This window comes from Mycobacterium sp. MFM001 (assembly GCF_003402475.1).
In the GTDB taxonomy this organism is placed as follows: domain Bacteria; phylum Actinomycetota; class Actinomycetes; order Mycobacteriales; family Mycobacteriaceae; genus Mycobacterium.
The window spans coordinates 143,173-161,435 of record NZ_BFAB01000008.1 but is presented as its reverse complement, the minus strand read 5'-3'; the positions used below and the strand labels follow the sequence as shown (position 1 = coordinate 161,435).

The window sequence follows — 18,263 nt, the reverse complement described above, 5'->3', positions numbered from 1 at the left end:
CCGACGATATGAGCGACACGGACGAAATCCCCGTCGCGCCGGACTACGAGCTTGAGCGCAAACCGCGGGTGGCCCGCATCATCCGCGTCTTGGCGCTGCCGATCGTCGTGTCCTGGCTGCTGATCGCGGTCGGCGTCAACGTCTTCGTCCCACAGTTGGAGAAGGTCGCCGAGGACGTCTCGGTGCCGCTCTCGCCATCCGACGCGCCTTCGGTGACCGGGATGAAGCACATCGGCGAGAAATTCAAGGAGTACGACTCCGACAACCTCGTCCTGGTGACCCTGGTCGGTGAGAAACCTCTCGGCCAAGACGCCCACCGGTATTACGACGATCTGGTCAACAAGCTGCAGCAGGACACCGAACACGTCGAGCATGCGCTGAATTTCTGGGGACAGCGTTTCACCGCCTCGGGTGTCGAGAGCTACGACCACAAGTCCGCCTACGTCCAGGTCAACCTGCGCGGTGACCAAGGCGGAGCCGTCGGCGACAAATCGGTTGCCTCGGTTCGACAGATTGTGGCGGACTCGAAGCCGCCGCCCGGGGTGAAGGCTTACGTCGCCGGTCAGGGAGCACTGACCGCCGACACGATCGTTGTCGGCAACAAGAGCCTGGCCAGGATGACGATCATCACGATCATCGTCATCGCGATCATGCTGATGTTCGTTTACCGATCCATCGGCACGGTGCTGCTGACGATGGTCATCCTGTTCGTCGGATTGGCCACTGGCCGTGGTGTGGTGGCACTGCTGGGCGACACCGGCATCATGGGACTTTCGACCTTTGCCGTGAACTTGCTGACGGCACTGGCCATCGCGGCTGGTACCGACTACGCGATCTTCATGGTCGGCCGCTACCAGGAGGGCCGCGAACGAGGGCTGGACCGCGAAGCCGCCTATTACGACACCTTCTCCGGTGTCAGCAAGGTGGTATTGGGCTCGGGCCTGACCATTGTGGGGGCGCTGGCCTGTCTGAAATTCACCCGGCTGCCATACTTCAGTTCGCTGGCGTTTCCGTGCGCAGTCGGTCTGCTGGTGGTGGTGGCAGCCGGGGTAACCCTGACGCCGGCGTTGATCGTGATCGCAAGCCGCTTCGGCCTTTTCGACCCGAAACGCGAGTTCAACTACACCCGGTGGCGCCGTCTGGCAACGGCCATCGTGCGGTGGCCGGCGCCCATCCTCGCTACGTCCGTCATCCTGGCGCTCGTCGGCGCCATTGGCTTGATGGGCTTCACCCCGCGCTACAACGACCTGTACTACTTGCCGCAGAGCGCTTCCTCGGTGCAGGCGTACACCGCGGCCGATCAACACTTCACCCAGGCCCGTTTGAACCCGGACCTGCTGATGATCGAATCGGACCACGATCTGCGCAATCCCAGAGACATGCTGGTCCTGGACAAGATCGCCGGCGCCATCTTCCGGGTGCCGGGCATCGAACGGGTGCAGAGCATCACCAGACCTCTCGGCCCGCCAATCCAAGACGGGTCCATTCCGTTCCAGCTCAGTGTGCAAAGCGCGCCGATCCGCAGCAACCTGAACTATCTGAAGGACCGTATCGCCGACATCAAGAAGATCGTCGGTGACCTCGACACCCTGATCTCCCTCTTGCAGCGCACCTACACCGTGACCCAGGAACTCGCGAACGCCGCGGATGACAGCGCGAAAACCGCGGCGAACACAGCGGCCATCACGGACGAAATCCGCGACCATATTGCGGATTTCGACGACGTCTGGAGACCGATCCGCAGTTACTTCTATTGGGAGAAGCACTGCTTCGACATCCCGGTCTGCTGGTCGCTGCGATCGCTGTTCGACGCATTGGACGGGTTCGATCAGCTCGCCGAGCAGTTCCACAACCTCACCAACGACCTCGGCCACACGGCCGCAGCCACGCACGAACTGCTGGTGATCATCCCCCAGATTATCGGCACGTCGACGGCGATCCGGGATACGACCCTGACCATCTACAGCACGTTCGACAGCCTGATCGATCAGTTCGATCGGCTGACCGACACGAACGCTGTGATGGGCAAGTCCTTCAACGACTCTCAGGTGGAGAGTCTGTTCTATCTGCCGCCCGAGATCTTCCAAAACCCGGATTTCCTGCTGGGGTTGAGCTTGATGGTGTCGCCGGACGGCAAGGCCGCCCGCTTCATCATCACCCACGCAGTGGATCCGGCGACAACGAAGGGAATCGCGTCCGTCGACCAGGAGCGCCAAGCTGCCAAGGAGGCGCTGAAACTCACCTCGCTGGAGAACGCCGACATCTATCTCGGCGGTACGGCTGCGACGTTTTACGACATCGCCAACGGCGCCAAGTACGACCTGATGATCGCCGCGGTGGCCTCGATCGTGCTCATCTTCATCATCATGGTGCTCGTCACCCGCGCTTTGGTCGCTGCGGGCGTCATCGTCGGCACGATCGTAATGTCGCTGGGCGCCGCCTTCGGGTTCTCGACACTGATCTGGCAGCATCTCGGCGATTTCCAGTTACATTGGGTGGCAACCGAATTCGCGCTAATCGTGCTCTTGGCGGTGGGGTCGGATTACAACTTGATGCTGGTGTCCCGGATCGAGGAAGAGATCGGAGCGGGCCTGAAAACGGGACTCATCCGCGGCATGGGTGTTACCGGCCCGGTGGTGACTGCCGCCGGTGTGGTATTCGCCGTCACCATGGCCATGATGATCACCAGCGATCTGCGGGCGATCGGCCAATTCGGCACGACAATCGGCATCGGCCTCATGTTCGACACCTTCGTCGTCCGATCGCTCATCACGCCATCGATCATGACCGTGATGGGACGCTGGTTCTGGTGGCCAAAGCGGGTACGGGTCCGCCCGGCCAGCCAGATGCTTAGGTCCGTCGGGCCGCGCCCACTGGTTCGTGCACTGATGCACCAACCGCGGCACGCAGTCGCGCCGGATCCGCAGACGTAGATCCAGCACACCACACGCCGCTGGTTGCGGGTTATCGGGTGCCCGTTACTTGCGCCGTTTTGGCGGCTTCGCGCCGAGCCTTCTCTTTCACGTGAGTCGAGCAGCAATGCACCATTTCGCGATGGAACTGGTCACTGCATTCATGCGAACAATAGGCGGATGCCTCCGGAAGCCACTCCGGATCAGACAGATCCCGCTGCCAGTTATTCGGTTCGAACGTGTGGCCGCAATGTGCGCAGGTCTTGGTCTTGACCATACCGGCCAGGGTACGCGCGACAGCGCTCAATCGATGCAGATTTCAGCTCAACGGGCCACACCGGGTTCGACACACGTAGCCGGTGATCGATGAGCCTTCCTCCCTCTCCCCCCGCGCCCCACCACGTCCGACTCACTGGGCGGCTACGCCTGCCGAAACCGACGTGGGCAATGACCGAACAGCCCCGCACGATCAGCTACAGCCGAATCACCGGTCGCGCCGGCAGCGTCGAGCCAGAATGTCTGCGCCAGATTGGGCGCTGGCTTGACGACTTCCTGCACCACCCGCAGTAACTCGCACCTCTTGAACATGCACCGTTACCAGTTCGAGCGGTGCGGCTTGTGCTCGGGCCAAATGTTTTGAGGCCCAAGCTGGTTGAGTCGGTACGCCACCGGCTTGATGTGCGTTGCGAATACCAGCAACCGAAGCCACCGCAAATCGCCACTGTGACGAAATCGGCTGGGGCGCAGTGCTATTCGGCGGCTTCGTAACAGTGAGATCTACCGGTCAGTGACGCTCCGACCCGTTACTGGGGCGGTGGCGGCGCCACGGGCTGGCAGGCATTGGCGCCTGGATTCCACCAGTTGCCCGGCCCGCAGTCAGGCGGTGGCGGCGGCGTCACAGGCTGGCACGCGTTGGCTCCCGGATTCCACCAGTTACCCGCACCGCAGTCAGGGGGCGCTGTGGGCTGGCAAGCATTGGCACCCGGATTCCACCAATTGCCAGGACCGCAATCAGGGGGTTGAGCCGAGCCCACGCCGGGCGACACTGCTGCCACATACGTCATGGGCGCCAACGCCACCGCAACGGCGCACGCCATTCGGCGAACGAACATGTTCATCGAGCCCTCCCATCAGAAGCGCCCAGCCCAAGCCGGACGTCAGTGTCAGAGGACTACCCACTAGGCCGACTACGCAATCACCAGCCTGCGCAAGCGCGGCCCCTTTCTAGCCCGATGAGAGTCAATCCGCTGCGGCGCGGTTAGATCGCCGCAGGTTAGGATCGCGCAACATGACCGAAGCAAACGGCGATACCGCGTCCGCGCCGGCACGGGCTTCGGGGGTTGCCCTCGACGTCAACGGTTCCGGTGTCCAGCCGCCAGTGGCCGGCTGGGTGCGCAGGACCTTTTGGTTGTTGGAGCGACTCGCGCCTGGCCTGGGATCGCGGTGGGCCGTCGAGCTGTGGTGTACCCCGCCCGTGATCGAGTCGAGCCTGCGTATGCCGCCAGGCGTCCCTCCGGGCGAGCCGTTGGAGGCCTACTGGGACGGGCACCGGATCGTCGGCGAATCATGGGGCGACGGTCCGCCGGTCTACCTGGTACACGGGTGGGGTGGTCGTCGTCCGCACTTGGGCGTGTTCATCAACCCGCTCGTCGAGTCAGGGCATCGGGTTATCGCGTTCGACCTGCCCAGTCACAACGAGTCCGACCCGGGCGTGCTCGCGCCCGGCCGCACGACGGCCATCGAGTGCGCCGAGGCCGTCGCGGCCGTCATCCGCACTCATGGACCGGCCCGCGCCGTCATTGCCCATTCACTCGGCGCCAACGCCGTCACCTTCGCGGCGGCATGGGGAACGCAGGTCGGCCGTTTGGTTTTCCTGGCGCCGATGGGCGAGTTCCCGCTCTACCTGGATCTCTTCGCGGCGCGCCACGGTTTCGGCCCGCGGATTCGCTCGGGTCTGCATCGGCGTCTCGAGCACCGTATCGACATGCCGCTGCAAGAAACCAACATGGTTCGGGTTGCCGCCCGTACCGGCTACCCGCCGATGCTGCTCATCCACGATCCCGACGATCTCGACAGCCCCTGGGAGTCGAGCCGCAAGGTTGTCGACTCATGGCCCGGCGCACAGTTGATGACCACCCGGGGGCTCGGCCGGCTGGCGCACTACCGACTTTTGCGGCATCGCCCCGCTATTCGCGCCGCGGTCGACTTCATCGGCACCGCAACGACCCGCAGTGGCGCCGACGCTGAGCAAAGTCCTGCACCCTAGCGGCTACGGGCTCCGTTGGGGGAATGGATCGTTGGTGAAATCGATCTGTGCTGCCGGATTGGCGACCGCGGTGGTCATGCCGGATCCGAATGCACCGGATTGATCGAAAAGCGTTGCGGTCCCGACGGCTATTCCGTCTGATGCCCAATGCGAGTCTGCCTGTACGCCTATCCATTCTCCGACCGGCAGACGGGCCAATGCGACGCTCAAATCCCCGTTGATGTAACCCACTCCCCTCGTGCCGAGATTCGTCACCAGGCTGGTCGCCTCGGCGCCCATCGCAGCCCGAACGAACTGCGAGTTCTTCTCCCCCGCAACAACTTCGATGGCGCGGTTGTAGAAGCGTTTACGTGTATCGTTCTGGTGATCGCCCGGCGATCGGCTCCACCCGCCTTGGTCGCTTCCGATCCGCGTCAGCGACGTGTCATCCAGCTCGGGCGGAGCCTCGAAGGATACCGGCGCCGTCCACAGGCGGCCCGGTGGCGCAGCGGATCGCCGGTACTGCAGCAGTGTGGCGCGGGCGACGGTGCGTCCGTCTTGTAAGACGTCGCATTCCCCGCTGCGTACTCGTCGACCGTCGCGCAGTTGTCGCACGACGACCGTCGTCGGTACTCCGCGCGCTGCCCTGAACAAGTCCACCGTCAGCCGTGCCGGCATGAAATCTGGTGATCCGCAGGTGAGTTCGAGTTCCCTGGCAGCTAACCCGACGACGGCCGGACCGTTGAGATGGTCGTCGCCCCAATGGCTTTGCGCAAATTGAGTGGGGATGAATTCGCCGCTTTCGGCCAGAGTGAAATGCGCCGCTTCCGTCGCCATTCCGGCATCTTCGCACAGCACGGAGTCCGCTTGGCGACCGGACGCCCTGACACTTGCTTATGTATGTAGCGCTCGCTACAGTAGCTGAGTGACCCGTGCGCGGCAGGACACAGGATCGCGGGACCAGTTGCTCGATGCCGCCGAACGGCTGATGGCCGAGAAAGGCTACGCGGCAACGCCGGTTTCGGCGATCTGCAAGGCCGCAGGCGTGCCGGTGACGTCGTTGTATTGGCACTTCGGCAGCAAAGACGGCCTGCTGGCCTCGGTGATGGAACGCGGCGCCGACCGATGGTTTGCCGCGCTGCCGCGCTGGGAAGACTTCGACGGGTCCGAGGAACAGCACGCCGAGGCGCTACAAGCCCAAGGAGCGGACGCCGTCGCCGCCAACCCAGACTTCCTGCGGTTGTTCTACACGCTGGCCATCGAGGGCCAACACGACGAGACCGCCGCCGAGACAGTGCAACGCGTCCGTGGTCACGCCTTGGCCTACTTCCGGTCGGCGATCGAGCATGTACTGACGCCGCTGTGCGACGCCGACACGGCACACCGTGCAGCCGAAGATCTTGCCCGCTTTGCGGTCGCCTTCTCCGACGGCTGTTTCTTTGCCTTGCAACTCGAGCCGGAGACCACCGACCTGCGACAGATGTATGCCGACCTCTTCACGGCGATCCGCGCGCTGGCGCCCGTTGCCATCAATCGCGCCACCCGAGAGGAGTCCACACCGTGACCGCAGTCCTGATCACCGGCGGCACCGGCAGCCTGGGTTACCGGACCGCGAAACTGCTTGCCCGAGAGGGTTGGTCGGTCATCATCACCGGACGCAACGCGGATGCAACCGCGAAAGCGGCCGAGGATCTCGCGCGCGACACCGGCAGCGAGGTGACCGGCTTGCCGCTGGATTTGACATCGCTTGACGACGTCCGGCGATTCGCCGCCGAGTTGTCTGGACGTCGCGTGCCGCTGCGCGCGGTGGTCTGCAACGCCGGCATCCAACTCGTATCCGGCGACAGTCGTACCAGCGACGGGATGGAGACCACGTTCGTCGTCAACCACCTGGCCCAGTTCCTGCTCCTCCACCTCCTCCTGCCCACAATGACGATGCCAGGACGAATTGTGCTGGTGGCCAGCGATACTCACGATCCCGACCGGCACACTGGCATGCCTGCACCGCAGTACACCGACGCGCGTTCGTTGGCCTATCCCTCGACGGACGACACGAAGGACGCGGCGCTAGTCGGACGCCGACGATACACCACGTCGAAGCTGTGCAATGTGCTGACGACCTATGAGCTCGACCGCCGGTTAGCCGCAGGGGAATTCGGACCGGCATCCGTCACCGTCAACGCATTCGACCCGGGTCTGATGCCGGGAACCGGGCTGGCCCGCGACTATTCGGGATTCCAGGCATTCGCCTGGCGCTACCTCCTCCCGGCGCTGACAGTGGTACCGGGCATCAACGTGCACACCCCGACGCAATCCGCCCAGGCGCTGGCCAGGCTGGTCACTGACCCAGCGTTGGAAAACACGTCAGGCCGTTACTTTTCGGGCAAGCGCAACACCCGCTCGTCCGCTGACTCCTACGACCGCGCCAAAGCAGCCGACCTGTGGGACACCAGCATCGAGCTGGCCGGCTTGGCCCGCTAGATCCGGCAGCCGTCGGCGCCGAAGAAATGCAGATGATCGGGCTGAGGCCGCAAAAGGACCCTGCTGCCCCGCGCCGGTGGGTTGTGGCCGTCGGCGCGGGCGATCACCGGATGCTCGGTTGCGGCGACCCGCCCGTAGAGGTAGGCGTCGGCGCCGAGCTCCTCGACCACGTCGACCTCCATCTCGACGCCGAGCCCGCCCACCTCGAAGTGTTCTGGCCGGATGCCGACCGTCACCTGATCGGTGGCAATATCTTGCGGCACCGGGATCAGCCAATCACCCAGCGACACAGCCTGGTCAGCCATTGGCAGCGTGAACAGATTCATCGCCGGCGAGCCGATGAACTCCGCGACGAACACGTTGACCGGGTTGCGGTAGAGCTCCCGCGGCGGCGCATACTGCTGCAGCACACCGTCACGCAACACCGCGACCCGGTCGCCCATCGTCATGGCCTCGACCTGGTCGTGGGTGACGTACACGGTGGTGGTGCCCAGCCGCCGCTGCAGTCCGGCGATCTGGTTGCGGGTCTGCACCCGCAGCTTCGCGTCGAGGTTGGACAGCGGTTCGTCCATCAGAAACACCTGCGGGCGGCGGACAATCGCACGGCCCATCGCCACCCGTTGGCGCTGTCCGCCGGAAAGGTCTTTGGGTTTGCGGTCGAGGTAGGGCTCCAGATCGAGCAGCCGCGCCGCATCCAGCACGCGCTCACGGATCTCGGCCTTCGGGGTTCTGGCGATCTTCAACGCGAAACCCATGTTCTGCGCGACGGTCATGTGCGGGTAGAGCGCGTAGTTCTGAAAGACCATCGCGACGTCGCGGTCCTTGGGATCGTCGTCGGTGACGTCACGATCGCCGATGCGGATGCGCCCGGAGTCAACGGTTTCCAAGCCGGCAATCATTCGCAGCGACGTCGTTTTGCCGCATCCGGACGGCCCCACCAGCACGACGAATTCACCGTCGTCGACGGCCAGATCCAGGCCATCCAGCGCCGGCCGCTGCGTGCCGGGATAGCGGCGCGTCGCCTGCTCGAAGGTCACCGACGCCATCGGTCAGCCGCCAAATCCGGTCAACGCGATGCCGCGGACGAAGGCGCGTTGGGCCACCGCGTAGACGATGATCAACGGCAACAGGATGAGCATCGACGCGGCCATCAGAACCGGCCACCGCGCGACGTACTCGCCCTGCATCCGCACCAGGCCCAGCGTCAGCGTGGCAATGCTCTTGCGCTGCAGCATAAGCAGCGGCCACAGGAAGTCGTTCCACACATTGACCCAGGTGAGCACCGCCAGCACCATGACCGCAGGCCGGGCGTGCGGCAAAAGGATCCGCCAGTAGATCTGCCACGGCGTGCAGCCGTCGAGAATCGCCGCCTCCTCGAGATCGGTTGGCAGCGTCCGGAAGAACTGGCGCATCAGATAGGTGCCGAACGCCGTGCCGAACAACCCCGGCACAATCATCGCCCACGGGGTGTCAACCCAGCCCGCGAGCCGCATCAGGATGAACTGCGGAATCACGGTCACGGTCAGCGGCACCATCAGCGTGCCCAGGTAGAGCACGAACACCGTGTCACGGCCGCGGAATTGCAGCCGCGCGAACGCATATCCGGCCAATGAGCAGAAGAACACCTGCCCGGCCGTCACACATCCGGCATAGATAAGCGTGTTGACAAACATTCGCCAAAACGGCATCAGGGCAAAGACTTCCCCGTAGTTCGACCATCGCGGGTGCGACGGGAACAGCGTTGCCTCGCTCACCTCGCCTTCGCGCTTCAGCGAGCCCGAGACCGCCCACAGGATCGGGAACACTGCACACCACGCGACACCGACCAGCGCGGCATACAGCGCGGCGGCGCGCAGGACACTGCGTTTGATCATATGGTCAGCCCTCCCAGGCCCGGCGACGCGCGAACCGTAGCTGCACAACGGTCAACACCAGCAGGATGGCGAACATCACCCACGCCAGCGCCGACGCGTAACCGAACTCCAGGAAAGCGAAGGCGTGCTGGAAAAGCATGATGCCCAACACGTAGGTTCCGGTCTCCGGTCCCCCGTCGCGGCCGGTGAGCACGTAGACGAGGTCAAAAGCCTGGAACGCGTTGATGATCGAAATGACCACCACGAACGTCAGGGCGCCGCGGATCAGGGGCACGGTGATGGAGACGAACTGCCGGATCTCCCGTGCGCCGTCGATTCTGGCCGCCTCGTACACGGTTTCCGGAATCCCCTGCATCGCCGCCAGCAGGATGACCGTGGCGAAAGGCACGCTTTTCCACACGCTGACCAGACACAACGAAACCATGGCCCAGTGAGGTTCGATGAGCCACGGGACCGGTCCGATGCCGATCCAACCGAGCATGATGTTGAGTAGCCCGTTGTCGGTGTTGAACACGAACTGCCAGACGACGGCCATCACCACCGACGACATGGCCAACGGCACGAAGACGACCGTCCGAAAGATGCCGATGCCCTTGACTTTCCGGTTCAGCAGGCCGGCGACGGCCAGGCTGATCAGGACGGTCGGCACGATTGTGCCGACCGTGAAGATCACCGTATTGCGCACCGCGATGAGAAACAGCGGGTCGGCGGTGAAGAGATGCCGAAAGTTCGCCAGCCCGACGAACTTCGGGGCGGTGAACAGGTCCCAGTTCTGGAAGCTCATGAAGAGTGAAAAGCCCAGCGGGAACAGCATGAACACCGCTACCGCTATCAGGTTCGGGGCGACGAAGAGTCGCCCAGCCCACGCACGTCGCCGCGAGTCGATGGCCGTCATGGATTGCGCAGCACCTCGTCGACCTCACGCGACAGTCCGCCCGCCAGCGACGTGGCCGGCCGGCTGCCTCGCAGCACCGGCCCGAAATTGCGGTCCATCAACGCGTTGATCTTCTCCCACGCCGGGCTGACCGGCAGACCCTCGGAGTGGGCCGGCCCGCCGGTCAGCACCGCGAGATTGCCGATCCGGCGGTGCGCGTCGGCGAACCCGGCGGAGTTGATCGCCGAGCGCAGCACCGGGACGAAAAGGCTGGTTTCACCGATGATCGCCTGCCCGACGGGGCCTGCGGCGAACTTCACGAACTCCCACGCCTGCTGCCTGCGACCGCTACTCGCCGCAATGGCGAGGCCGGTGGTACCGATGTTGGACTTGGCGCCGTGACCGTGTGGGCCGGTGGGCAAGACGGTGACGTCGAAGTCCAATCCCTCGGCGCGATCGAAGGTCTGGTAGCGCCAGTGCCCGCCGAGCGCCATGGCCGCCTTGCCGGAGGAGAACAGGTCCATCGTCGACATCGACTGTGTCTCCGATGCGGTGGGCGCGACCTTGTGCTTGTTGGACAGGTCGGCGTAGAACTGTATCCCGTCGAGGAACGCCGCGTTGTCGAAGTTGAGGTGTGAGGGGTTCATTCGCGGATTCGACCACGGCACACCGTTGTTCATCCCGAACAGCCCGGCCGAGTAGGAGGCGACCCAGGTGTCGACAAAACCCCACCGGGTCACTCTCCCCGACTGGTCGCGTTTGGTGAGAGCCTTGGCCGTGTCGAGGAATTCGGCAAAACTCCACGGCCGATCCCATTGTCCCGGCGGCTTCGGCACACCGGCCTCGGCGAAGTGCTTCTTGTTGTAGTACAAGAAGTTTCCCGACCACTGTTCCGGGAAGGCGTACTGTCCGCCGTCGAACGTGAAGGTCTCGTACAGTGCACTGATGCTGTCGCGTTTGAGTTCGGCGGCGAAGGCCGGGTCGCGGGCCAGCATGGTGTTCAGGTCCAGCAGCACTCCCCGATCGGCCAGCCCGGCGTAGCTGAATTCCCACGCCATCAGCACATCCGGGCACTTGTCGCCGGCGCAGAACGTCGACATCTGCTGCATGGGATCCGGTCCCGACAGCAACGTGCGCACCTTGATGTCGGGGTGCCAGTGCTCGAACGCGTCGACGATACGCATCCGGGCGTCGGCCTCTTCGGGATTGGCGGCGAAGAAGAAGGTCAGCGCATCGTCGTCGGGTGCGCACGCTGACGGCCACGGCGCCAGCGACGCCGCGCCGAGCACACCGGCGCCGCGCAGCAGTGTCCGCCGTCCGAACGGCTTAGCGACCATGGCGCTTTGATTCTGGCAGTGCGAGGGCGGCGGCGCGCAGCCGATCGCGATCGCCGATGATGTCGATGGTCGCAATGCGGCCGCGCTCGATCGCGATGACCAGCAGCGCCTGCAGCCGTCCGCCCGGGGCGATCGCGATGCCGGGTGCTCCGTCGATGAGCAGCACGGTGCCGGCCGCGGCACGCCCGGTGAAGCGCCGGGTTTCCTCAGCGACCTGCCGGGCGCCGCGGACTTCGGTGGGCACGTCGTCGGGCACCAGCACGCGGTCGACCCGGCGCACCACATCCGGGGCCAGCAGATGCAGCAGCGTGGCGATGTCGCCGCCGCGCGATGCCGCCAGGAACGCCTGCACGATCGGGAGGTGCTCGGCCGTCGGCGTGGGTTCGACGGACGGTGCCGCGTGCAGGCGCGCACGGGCCCGGCTGGCCAGCTTCTTGGCCGCGTCCGGTGAGCGGTCCAGCAGCTCGGCGATGGTCTCGAACGGCACAGCGAACACGTCGTGCAAGACGAACGCAACGCGCTGCGCGGGTGAAAGGCGGTCGAGGACCACCAGCAGCGCCCGGTTGACCGAGTCGGCCAGCAGGACGTCCTCGTCGGCGGGTGCCACTGCCGGATGATCCAGCTCCTCCAGCGGCCGCTCGGCTCGTCTGCTGCGGGCGCGCAACTGGTCGATGGCCTCGCGGGCCGTGATCGTGGTGAACCACCCGGTCAGGTTCTCGACTGTGTCCGGATCGGCGCGACTGGCCTTCAGCCAGGCGGATTGCACCGCATCGTCGGCGTCGGCGGCGGAACCGAGCAGGTGAAATGCCACCGAACGCAGGTGTTGTCGGTCCTTCTCGAACCGCTGCGCAAGCTCCTCGATGGGGCTCATGGGTCACCTTTCCTGCGCGGCACTCGTCAACGAGGTGAGACCAACGTTCCGCTGCCAAGGAGACCAGCCATGAGCATTGCATACCTCGTTGTCACGACGATCACCGTGGTGGTCACCGCGGGAATCGCGGTGGCCGACTACATTCCCGCCGGGTTCGTACTGGCCAACTCGGCCGAGGTGGGCGTGCCGCGCTCCTGGCTGCCGATGCTCGGAACGCTCAAACTGGCCGGCGCCGTCGGGCTGCTCGCGGGTCTGGTCGTGCCGGCGATCGGCATCGCGGCCGCGGCGGGCCTGGTGTTGTTCTTCGTCGGCGCGATCGTCACCCATGTTCGGGCCGGCGTGTTCTACAACATCGCGTTTCCGGGCGCCTACCTGTTGTTGGCAACGGCGTCATTGGTGCTGCTGGCCGCGAAGTAACGGATCTGCTGAATTGCTGTGCCGCGCTGGGCCATATCGGCGAACATGACGCCACGGCCCTGCGGTGCGGTGACCGAGGCCGCGACGGTGCGGCCCGCGCCGATGATCTTTGTCCAGTTGGCACCGCCGAGCCGATCGATCAGATCAGTGACGTCGACGTCCTCGTCGTCGCCGAAAGTCATTGTGGCCGTGGGCGAGAGCGTTCGCAAAGCGGCGAATTTGTCTCCGGAGGCAACAGCGTCCAGGAAGATGCCGGCCAGCTGTTTGTGGCGTGAGCCCGCGCGGCGAAAGCCAGTCGCGAAGCCGAGGGTTCCACGCAATCGCTGGTTGGCTAACAGCGCTTGCGACAGTTGGAGACCGGCGGGCACGGCCGGCAGTCCGTTGCGCAGGAACTGCAGCATCATGCTCGGCAGTTCCCAGTAGGCCCGCAACGCCGCGATCTTCCATGTGCCGTCGGCCTCGCGCAGGTCGTAGCGCAGGAAGGCCGGGATGTGCATCGTGACGGCCGGGCCCATGGCCACCTCGAGCTCGAGATCGCGGATGACAGCCGAGCCCCGGACGATGTCGAGGTCGCGGTGAAACGTGATGTCGCGCGGCCCGATGAAGGTGTCGTAGAAGCGGCTGATTTGCTCCGGGCCTACATGCGGTCGCGAGCCGACGGGATCCTCGACGCGCCCGTCGTCGGTGAAAAGCCCTACCCAGCCCGCGCGGTCGTGTGCGGCGGCGGCCTGCGGCGATTGCTCGACCGCGGCCAGCAGAGCTGACTGCGTCTGGTCCATCATGCGTTCTGCAACACCGCGACGCCGGCGCTCCGCAGCTCGTCGAGGGCGGCGGCGGTGGACTTCTCCCCCACACCCGCAGTCAGGTCCCGCAGTACCCGGGTGGCGAAGCCGGCTCGCGCGGCGTCCTCGGCGGTTGCGCGGACGCAGTGGTCGGTGGCGAGTCCGACGACGTCGACCTCGTCGACGCCGTGCTGTCGCAGCCAGTCGGCCAGCGGTGTGCCGGCGTCGTCGACGCCTTCGAAACCGCTGTATCCCGCGCTGTAGGCGCCCTTGCGGAAGACCGCCTCGATCCGGCTGGCGTCGAGATCGGGGTGCAGCTCCGCGCCGGGAGTCCCGGCCACGCAGTGCGGCGGCCAGGTCGACGTGTAGTCGGGGTGGTCGGAGAAATGGTCGCCGGGGTCGACGTGGAAGTCCTGGGTGGCCACCACGTGCGGATAGTCCGAGGCGTTCACGTGGTCGGAGATGGCTCGGGCCACGGCGGCCCCGCCGTTCACGGCCAGCGAGCCGCCCTCGCAGAAGTCGTTTTGCACGTCGACGATGATCAACGCCCGCATATCACCCACCGTATCGCCGGCAGGCGCCAAGGCTACTGGTACGTTGCATCACGTAGCCTGTCAAATTATAGTCCAGACACGTGTCCAGACAGTTCGCCGACGACTTGACCGATCCCTCTGCCGTGATTGATTCCGGCCACGCCGCAGCGAAGCGGGCATGAGCATGCGTATTGCTTTGCTGTCCTATCGGAGCAAGACGCATTGCGGCGGACAAGGCGTGTACGTCCGGCACCTGAGCCGCGGCCTCGTCGAACTCGGACACCACGTCGAGGTGTTCTCCGGTCAGCCCTATCCCGACGGCCTCGATCCGCGCGTGGTGCTGATGCCCGTGCCCAGCCTGGACATGTACCGGGAACCCGATCCGTTCCGGATCCCCCATCCGCGCGAAATCCGGGACCGCATCGACCTGCTCGAGCTGGGCACGGTGTGGACGGCGGGTTTCCCCGAGCCGCGCACCTTCAGCCTGCGGGCCGCGCGCCTGCTGGCGGAGCGGGCAGACGAGTTCGACGTCGTGCACGACAACCAGAGCCTGGGTGATGGCCTGCTGACCATCGCGGCCACCGGACTGCCGGTGGTGGCGACCGTGCACCACCCGATCACCCGCGACCGGTTGGTGGATCTCGGCGCAGCCCGATGGTGGCGTAAACCGTTGGTACGCCGCTGGTATGGCTTCCTGAAGATGCAGGAGCGGGTGGCCCGCAGCATTCCCGACCTGCTGACGGTCTCGTCGTCGTCGGCCGCCGACATCATCACCGACTTCGGCGTGACACCCGACCAGTTGCACGTCGTGCCGCTCGGTGTCGACACCGGGCTGTTCGCGCCGTCGGGGCAGCCGCGAGTGCCCGGGCGGATCATCGCGATCGCCAGCGCCGACCGGCCGCTCAAGGGCGTCGGGCATCTGCTGCAGGCGGTGGCCAAGTTGCGGGTCGAACACGACCTGGAACTGCAGCTGGTCGCCAAGCTGGAGCCCAACGGCCCCACCGAGAAGCTGATCGCCGAACTCGGGATCTCCGACATTGTCCACACATCCAGCGGGCTGTCCGACAGCGAGCTGGCGGGGCTCTTCGCATCGGCTGAGATCGCTTGTATCCCTTCGCTTTACGAAGGCTTCTCGCTGCCGGCGGTGGAGGCGATGGCCAGTGGTACGCCGATTGTGGCCAGCCGGGCCGGCGCGTTGCCCGAAGTGCTCGGACCCGACGGCGACTGCGCCCGGCTGGTCCCGCCGGGCGATGCCGCCGAGCTGATCCGGGCGGTGGGCGAGCTGCTGGGGTCACCGGAGCAGCGGCGCCGGCTCGGGGCCGCCGGGCGCCGGCGAGCACTGGAGGTGTTCAGCTGGGAGTCGGTGGCCGCGCAGACCGCCCGCGTCTACGAACGCGCGATCGCGCGCACCTCCCCGCCGGCGGTGGCCGAGCCGTGCTGACCGTCGATTTCGACCGGCTCGGCGTCGGGCCCGGAACCAAGGTCATCGACGTCGGCTGCGGCGCCGGCCGCCACAGCTTCGAGGCATACCGTCGCGGCGCCGACGTGGTGGCGTTCGACCAGGACGCCGCCGAACTGGAGCAGGTCGGCACCCTGTTGCGCGCCATGGCGGAAGCCGGCGAAGCCCCGGCCTCGGCAACCGCCGAGACCGTCGTCGGCGACGCGCTGGCGCTGCCCTACCCCGACGGCACCTTCGACTGCGTCATCGCATCGGAAATCCTGGAGCACGTGCCCGCCGACGACACCGCGATCGGCGAGCTGATCAGGGTGCTCAAAGTCGGTGGCACGCTGGCCGTCACCGTGCCCCGGTGGTTGCCCGAACAGGTGTGCTGGCTGCTCTCCGACGACTATCACAGCAACGACGGCGGCCACATCAGGATCTACCGGGCCAGTCGGCTGCGCTCCAAAATCACCGCTGCTGGGCTGCGATACACCCACAGCCACCATGCACATGCGTTGCACGCTCCGTTCTGGTGGCTGAAATGTGCTGTGGGAGTGTCGAATTCGGATCATCCGGCCGTGGCGGCCTATCACCGGCTGCTGGTGTGGGACATGATGCAGCGGCCGTGGATCACCCGGCTGGCCGAATCGGCGCTCAACCCGCTGGTCGGCAAGAGCGTCGCGCTGTACTTCGAGAAACCGGTGGCGGCCGTTGAACTGGTCTGACATACCGGGCGTCGGCGACGTCCTGACTCCACAACAATGCCGGCAAACGGCGGAATCTATTGTCGCGGTGCAGGAACCGTCAGGTGCCATCCCGTGGTCGGAGGGCGGGCACACCGATCCGTGGGACCATGTGGAATGCGCGATGGCACTGACTGCGGCCGGGCTGATCGAACCGGCCCGCCACGCCTTCGACTGGTGCCGGCGCGAACAGCGCGATGACGGCTCCTGGCCGATCCAACTGCGGGCAGGCGTCGTCGAGGACGCCAACAGCGACAGCAACTTCTGCGCCTACGTCGCGGTCGGGGTCTGGCACCATGTGCTGGTCACCGGCGACGGCGAGTTCGCGACCGCAATGTGGCCGACGGTGCGCGACGCGATCGAGTTCGTCCTGGAATTGCAGCAGCCGGACGGTGAAATCTGCTGGGCGCGCGGCCTTTCCGGACCGCTGCCCGAGGCGTTGCTGACCGGCTGCGCGAGCATCTTCCACAGCCTTCGGTGCGCAGTGGCGTTGGCGAACCACCTCGACGAGCCGCAACCGGAATGGGAAATGGCGCTGGGCCGGCTGGGCCATGCGATCTCCGCGCACCCGTCGGCGTTCACCGAAAAGCCGCACCATTCGATGGATTGGTACTACCCGATTCTCGGGGGTGCGCTGCGCGGTCGGGCAGCGAATTCCCGGATTGCCGAACGGTGGAGTGACTTCGTGGTCGACGGGCTCGGCATCCGATGCGTCGACGACCGGCCCTGGGTCACCGGCGCCGAAACTTGTGAACTGGTCCTGGCACTCGACGCGATGGGCAACCGCGAGGAGGCGCTACGCCAGTTCGCGGCGATGCAGCACCTGCGCGAAAAAGACGGATCCTATTGGACCGGCTTGGTTTTCAGCGACGGCAAACGCTGGCCCGTGGAGCGGACGACCTGGACCGGGGCCGCCGTGATCCTTGCCGCCGATGCGCTGTCGTGCACCACAGCGGGTAGCGGCATCTTCCGCGGCACCGACCTGCCGCGCGGGCTGGAAGGCGACTACGACTGCGAGTGCGCGTTCAGTCCACCGGGCTGACAGCAGCCGTCGTACGCTCCAGCACCCGTAACGAGCCGGTCGCCGACCTCTCTGCGAACTCGCCGCTTTGCAGTGCGCGGCAATAGATCTGATATGGAGCCTGGCCGCCGTCGCGCGGATCGGGGAACACGTCGTGGATGACCAGCGCGCCACCCGGGGCCACCCACGGCGCCCACCCGTCGAAGTCCTGCTGCGCCGCGGCCTCGCTGTGACCGCCGTCGATGAACAGGAGCTGCAGCGGGGTGCGCCAGCCGCGTGCGACCACGGCCGACTTACCCACTACCGCAACGACGTTGTCGTCCAGGCCGGCGGCGTCGAGCGTGCGCCGGAAAGTGGGCAGGGTGTCGAACCGCCCGGTGACGTCGTCGACCAGAGATGCGTCGTGATACTCCCAGCCCGGCTGATGCTCCTCGGAACCGTGGTGGTGGTCAATCGTGTAGAGCACGCTGTTGGTCGCGGCTGCGGCCGCGCCCAGCAGCACCGTCGACTTGCCGCAGTAGGTGCCGATCTCCACTCCGACACCGCCATCGAAGTAGTGCAGCGCCGCGTCGTGCAACGCCTGACCCTCGTCGGCGGGCATGAAGCCGGTCACCCGCTCGGCGAGTTCGAATAACCGCTGGGTGCGCTCGGCGTGGCTCGTCATCACCTTGAATCTCATTCATCGGACCTGCAGATATGGTTGCCGCCCATACTACGTTGTAGTAGTGTCCG

Annotated in this window: 19 protein-coding genes; 9 read left to right on the top strand and 10 right to left on the bottom strand. The window is 65.7% G+C overall.

The features are described from left to right. The first annotated feature begins 8 nt into the window (after window positions 1-8). Window positions 9-2,933: an RND family transporter gene (locus tag MFM001_RS15935; protein ID WP_192886961.1), complete on the top strand. Its 2,925-nt coding sequence runs from the start codon at window positions 9-11 to the stop codon at window positions 2,931-2,933. Between the two features lie 31 nt (window positions 2,934-2,964). On the opposite strand, the gene MFM001_RS15930 is transcribed toward MFM001_RS15935, so the two are convergent. Continuing rightward, window positions 2,965-3,189 carry a ferric uptake regulation protein gene (locus MFM001_RS15930; protein WP_116376247.1) on the bottom strand — a complete coding sequence of 75 codons (225 nt, stop codon included), beginning with the start codon at window positions 3,187-3,189 and terminating at the stop codon, window positions 2,965-2,967. A gap of 89 nt (window positions 3,190-3,278) precedes the next feature. Here MFM001_RS15930 and MFM001_RS25085 point away from each other — a divergent pair, with 89 nt between their 5' ends. After that, window positions 3,279-3,482, top strand: a complete 204-nt coding sequence (locus MFM001_RS25085; protein WP_116376246.1) for a type II toxin-antitoxin system PemK/MazF family toxin — start codon at window positions 3,279-3,281, stop codon at window positions 3,480-3,482. Window positions 3,483-4,200: 718 nt separating this feature from the next. After that, window positions 4,201-5,178, top strand: a complete 978-nt coding sequence (locus MFM001_RS15915; protein WP_116376245.1) for an alpha/beta fold hydrolase — start codon at window positions 4,201-4,203, stop codon at window positions 5,176-5,178. A 3-nt stretch (window positions 5,179-5,181) separates the two neighbouring features. Here the strand turns inward: MFM001_RS15915 and MFM001_RS15910 are convergent, their stop codons facing one another. Then, window positions 5,182-5,994: an acyl-CoA thioesterase domain-containing protein gene (locus MFM001_RS15910; protein WP_116376244.1), complete on the bottom strand. Its 813-nt coding sequence runs from the start codon at window positions 5,992-5,994 to the stop codon at window positions 5,182-5,184. An 88-nt stretch (window positions 5,995-6,082) separates the two neighbouring features. Between MFM001_RS15910 and MFM001_RS15905 the strand changes: the two genes are divergently transcribed. Together MFM001_RS15905 and MFM001_RS15900 are read left to right on the top strand one after the other, a co-directional pair. Beyond that, complete coding sequence (locus MFM001_RS15905; RefSeq protein WP_238159223.1) at window positions 6,083-6,721, top strand: TetR/AcrR family transcriptional regulator; 639 nt, start codon at window positions 6,083-6,085, stop codon at window positions 6,719-6,721. Continuing rightward, window positions 6,718-7,638: an SDR family NAD(P)-dependent oxidoreductase gene (locus MFM001_RS15900; protein WP_116376243.1), complete on the top strand. Its 921-nt coding sequence runs from the start codon at window positions 6,718-6,720 to the stop codon at window positions 7,636-7,638. The genes MFM001_RS15905 and MFM001_RS15900 overlap by 4 nt, the downstream gene beginning before the upstream one ends. On the opposite strand, the gene MFM001_RS15895 is transcribed toward MFM001_RS15900, so the two are convergent. Genes MFM001_RS15895 through MFM001_RS15875 form a run of 5 tightly spaced genes read right to left on the bottom strand, consistent with a single transcriptional unit; the run spans window position 7,635 to window position 12,594 of the window. After that, on the bottom strand, window positions 7,635-8,684 hold the full coding sequence (locus MFM001_RS15895; protein ID WP_116376242.1) for an ABC transporter ATP-binding protein: 1,050 nt from the start codon (window positions 8,682-8,684) through the stop codon (window positions 7,635-7,637). The genes MFM001_RS15900 and MFM001_RS15895 overlap by 4 nt on opposite strands. Window positions 8,685-8,687: 3 nt before the next feature. Next, window positions 8,688-9,512 carry a carbohydrate ABC transporter permease gene (locus MFM001_RS15890; protein ID WP_116376241.1) on the bottom strand — a complete coding sequence of 275 codons (825 nt, stop codon included), beginning with the start codon at window positions 9,510-9,512 and terminating at the stop codon, window positions 8,688-8,690. Window positions 9,513-9,516: 4 nt separating this feature from the next. Then, on the bottom strand, window positions 9,517-10,407 hold the full coding sequence (locus MFM001_RS15885) for a carbohydrate ABC transporter permease (protein WP_116376240.1): 891 nt from the start codon (window positions 10,405-10,407) through the stop codon (window positions 9,517-9,519). Further along, a complete protein-coding gene (locus MFM001_RS15880; RefSeq protein ID WP_116376239.1) occupies window positions 10,404-11,723 on the bottom strand; it encodes a sugar ABC transporter substrate-binding protein in 1,320 nt (439 codons plus the stop codon). Before MFM001_RS15880 ends, MFM001_RS15885 begins: the two co-directional genes overlap by 4 nt. Then, complete coding sequence (locus MFM001_RS15875) at window positions 11,713-12,594, bottom strand: sigma-70 family RNA polymerase sigma factor (RefSeq protein WP_116376238.1); 882 nt, start codon at window positions 12,592-12,594, stop codon at window positions 11,713-11,715. Before MFM001_RS15875 ends, MFM001_RS15880 begins: the two co-directional genes overlap by 11 nt. Before the next feature lie 69 nt (window positions 12,595-12,663). On the opposite strand from MFM001_RS15875, the gene MFM001_RS15870 reads away from it, so the two are divergent. Next, window positions 12,664-13,011, top strand: coding sequence for a DoxX family protein (locus tag MFM001_RS15870; protein ID WP_116376237.1), 348 nt, complete (start codon window positions 12,664-12,666; stop codon window positions 13,009-13,011). Here MFM001_RS15870 and MFM001_RS15865 read toward each other — a convergent pair. After that, window positions 12,963-13,793, bottom strand: a complete 831-nt coding sequence (locus MFM001_RS15865; RefSeq protein ID WP_116376236.1) for a ketosteroid isomerase family protein — start codon at window positions 13,791-13,793, stop codon at window positions 12,963-12,965. The genes MFM001_RS15870 and MFM001_RS15865 overlap by 49 nt on opposite strands. After that, window positions 13,790-14,347 carry a pyrazinamidase PncA gene (gene pncA, locus MFM001_RS15860; protein ID WP_116376235.1) on the bottom strand — a complete coding sequence of 186 codons (558 nt, stop codon included), beginning with the start codon at window positions 14,345-14,347 and terminating at the stop codon, window positions 13,790-13,792. The genes MFM001_RS15865 and pncA overlap by 4 nt, the downstream gene beginning before the upstream one ends. A gap of 163 nt (window positions 14,348-14,510) precedes the next feature. On the opposite strand from pncA, the gene MFM001_RS15855 reads away from it, so the two are divergent. The 3 genes from MFM001_RS15855 to MFM001_RS15845 are packed head-to-tail and all read left to right on the top strand — an operon-like array spanning window position 14,511 to window position 17,552. Next, the gene (locus tag MFM001_RS15855; protein ID WP_116376299.1) at window positions 14,511-15,767 is read left to right on the top strand and encodes a glycosyltransferase family 4 protein; all 1,257 of its coding nucleotides are present in this window, start codon (window positions 14,511-14,513) and stop codon (window positions 15,765-15,767) included. Next, window positions 15,761-16,492, top strand: coding sequence for a class I SAM-dependent methyltransferase (locus MFM001_RS15850; protein WP_116376234.1), 732 nt, complete (start codon window positions 15,761-15,763; stop codon window positions 16,490-16,492). Before MFM001_RS15855 ends, MFM001_RS15850 begins: the two co-directional genes overlap by 7 nt. Then, a complete protein-coding gene (locus tag MFM001_RS15845) occupies window positions 16,479-17,552 on the top strand; it encodes a prenyltransferase (RefSeq protein ID WP_116376233.1) in 1,074 nt (357 codons plus the stop codon). The genes MFM001_RS15850 and MFM001_RS15845 overlap by 14 nt, the downstream gene beginning before the upstream one ends. Here the strand turns inward: MFM001_RS15845 and MFM001_RS15840 are convergent. Next, window positions 17,536-18,210 carry a class I SAM-dependent methyltransferase gene (locus MFM001_RS15840; protein WP_238159222.1) on the bottom strand — a complete coding sequence of 225 codons (675 nt, stop codon included), beginning with the start codon at window positions 18,208-18,210 and terminating at the stop codon, window positions 17,536-17,538. The two genes, MFM001_RS15845 and MFM001_RS15840, sit on opposite strands and share 17 nt — an antisense overlap. Between the last annotated feature and the right edge of the window lie 53 nt (window positions 18,211-18,263).

Bases quoted from the DNA above. Each gene is read 5' to 3' on its own strand.
- MFM001_RS15935 (WP_192886961.1), top strand. From the start codon at position 9: ATGAGCGACACGGACGAAATCCCCGTCGCGCCGGACTACGAGCTTGAG.
- MFM001_RS15930 (WP_116376247.1), bottom strand. From the start codon at position 3,189: ATGGTCAAGACCAAGACCTGCGCACATTGCGGCCACACGTTCGAACCG.
- MFM001_RS25085 (WP_116376246.1), top strand. From the start codon at position 3,279: ATGAGCCTTCCTCCCTCTCCCCCCGCGCCCCACCACGTCCGACTCACT.
- MFM001_RS15915 (WP_116376245.1), top strand. From the start codon at position 4,201: ATGACCGAAGCAAACGGCGATACCGCGTCCGCGCCGGCACGGGCTTCG.
- MFM001_RS15910 (WP_116376244.1), bottom strand. From the start codon at position 5,994: ATGGCGACGGAAGCGGCGCATTTCACTCTGGCCGAAAGCGGCGAATTC.
- MFM001_RS15895 (WP_116376242.1), bottom strand. From the start codon at position 8,684: ATGGCGTCGGTGACCTTCGAGCAGGCGACGCGCCGCTATCCCGGCACG.
- MFM001_RS15890 (WP_116376241.1), bottom strand. From the start codon at position 9,512: ATGATCAAACGCAGTGTCCTGCGCGCCGCCGCGCTGTATGCCGCGCTG.
- MFM001_RS15885 (WP_116376240.1), bottom strand. From the start codon at position 10,407: ATGACGGCCATCGACTCGCGGCGACGTGCGTGGGCTGGGCGACTCTTC.
- MFM001_RS15880 (WP_116376239.1), bottom strand. From the start codon at position 11,723: ATGGTCGCTAAGCCGTTCGGACGGCGGACACTGCTGCGCGGCGCCGGT.
- MFM001_RS15875 (WP_116376238.1), bottom strand. From the start codon at position 12,594: ATGAGCCCCATCGAGGAGCTTGCGCAGCGGTTCGAGAAGGACCGACAA.
- MFM001_RS15870 (WP_116376237.1), top strand. From the start codon at position 12,664: ATGAGCATTGCATACCTCGTTGTCACGACGATCACCGTGGTGGTCACC.
- MFM001_RS15865 (WP_116376236.1), bottom strand. From the start codon at position 13,793: ATGATGGACCAGACGCAGTCAGCTCTGCTGGCCGCGGTCGAGCAATCG.
- pncA (WP_116376235.1), bottom strand. From the start codon at position 14,347: ATGCGGGCGTTGATCATCGTCGACGTGCAAAACGACTTCTGCGAGGGC.
- MFM001_RS15855 (WP_116376299.1), top strand. From the start codon at position 14,511: ATGCGTATTGCTTTGCTGTCCTATCGGAGCAAGACGCATTGCGGCGGA.
- MFM001_RS15840 (WP_238159222.1), bottom strand. From the start codon at position 18,210: ATGAGATTCAAGGTGATGACGAGCCACGCCGAGCGCACCCAGCGGTTA.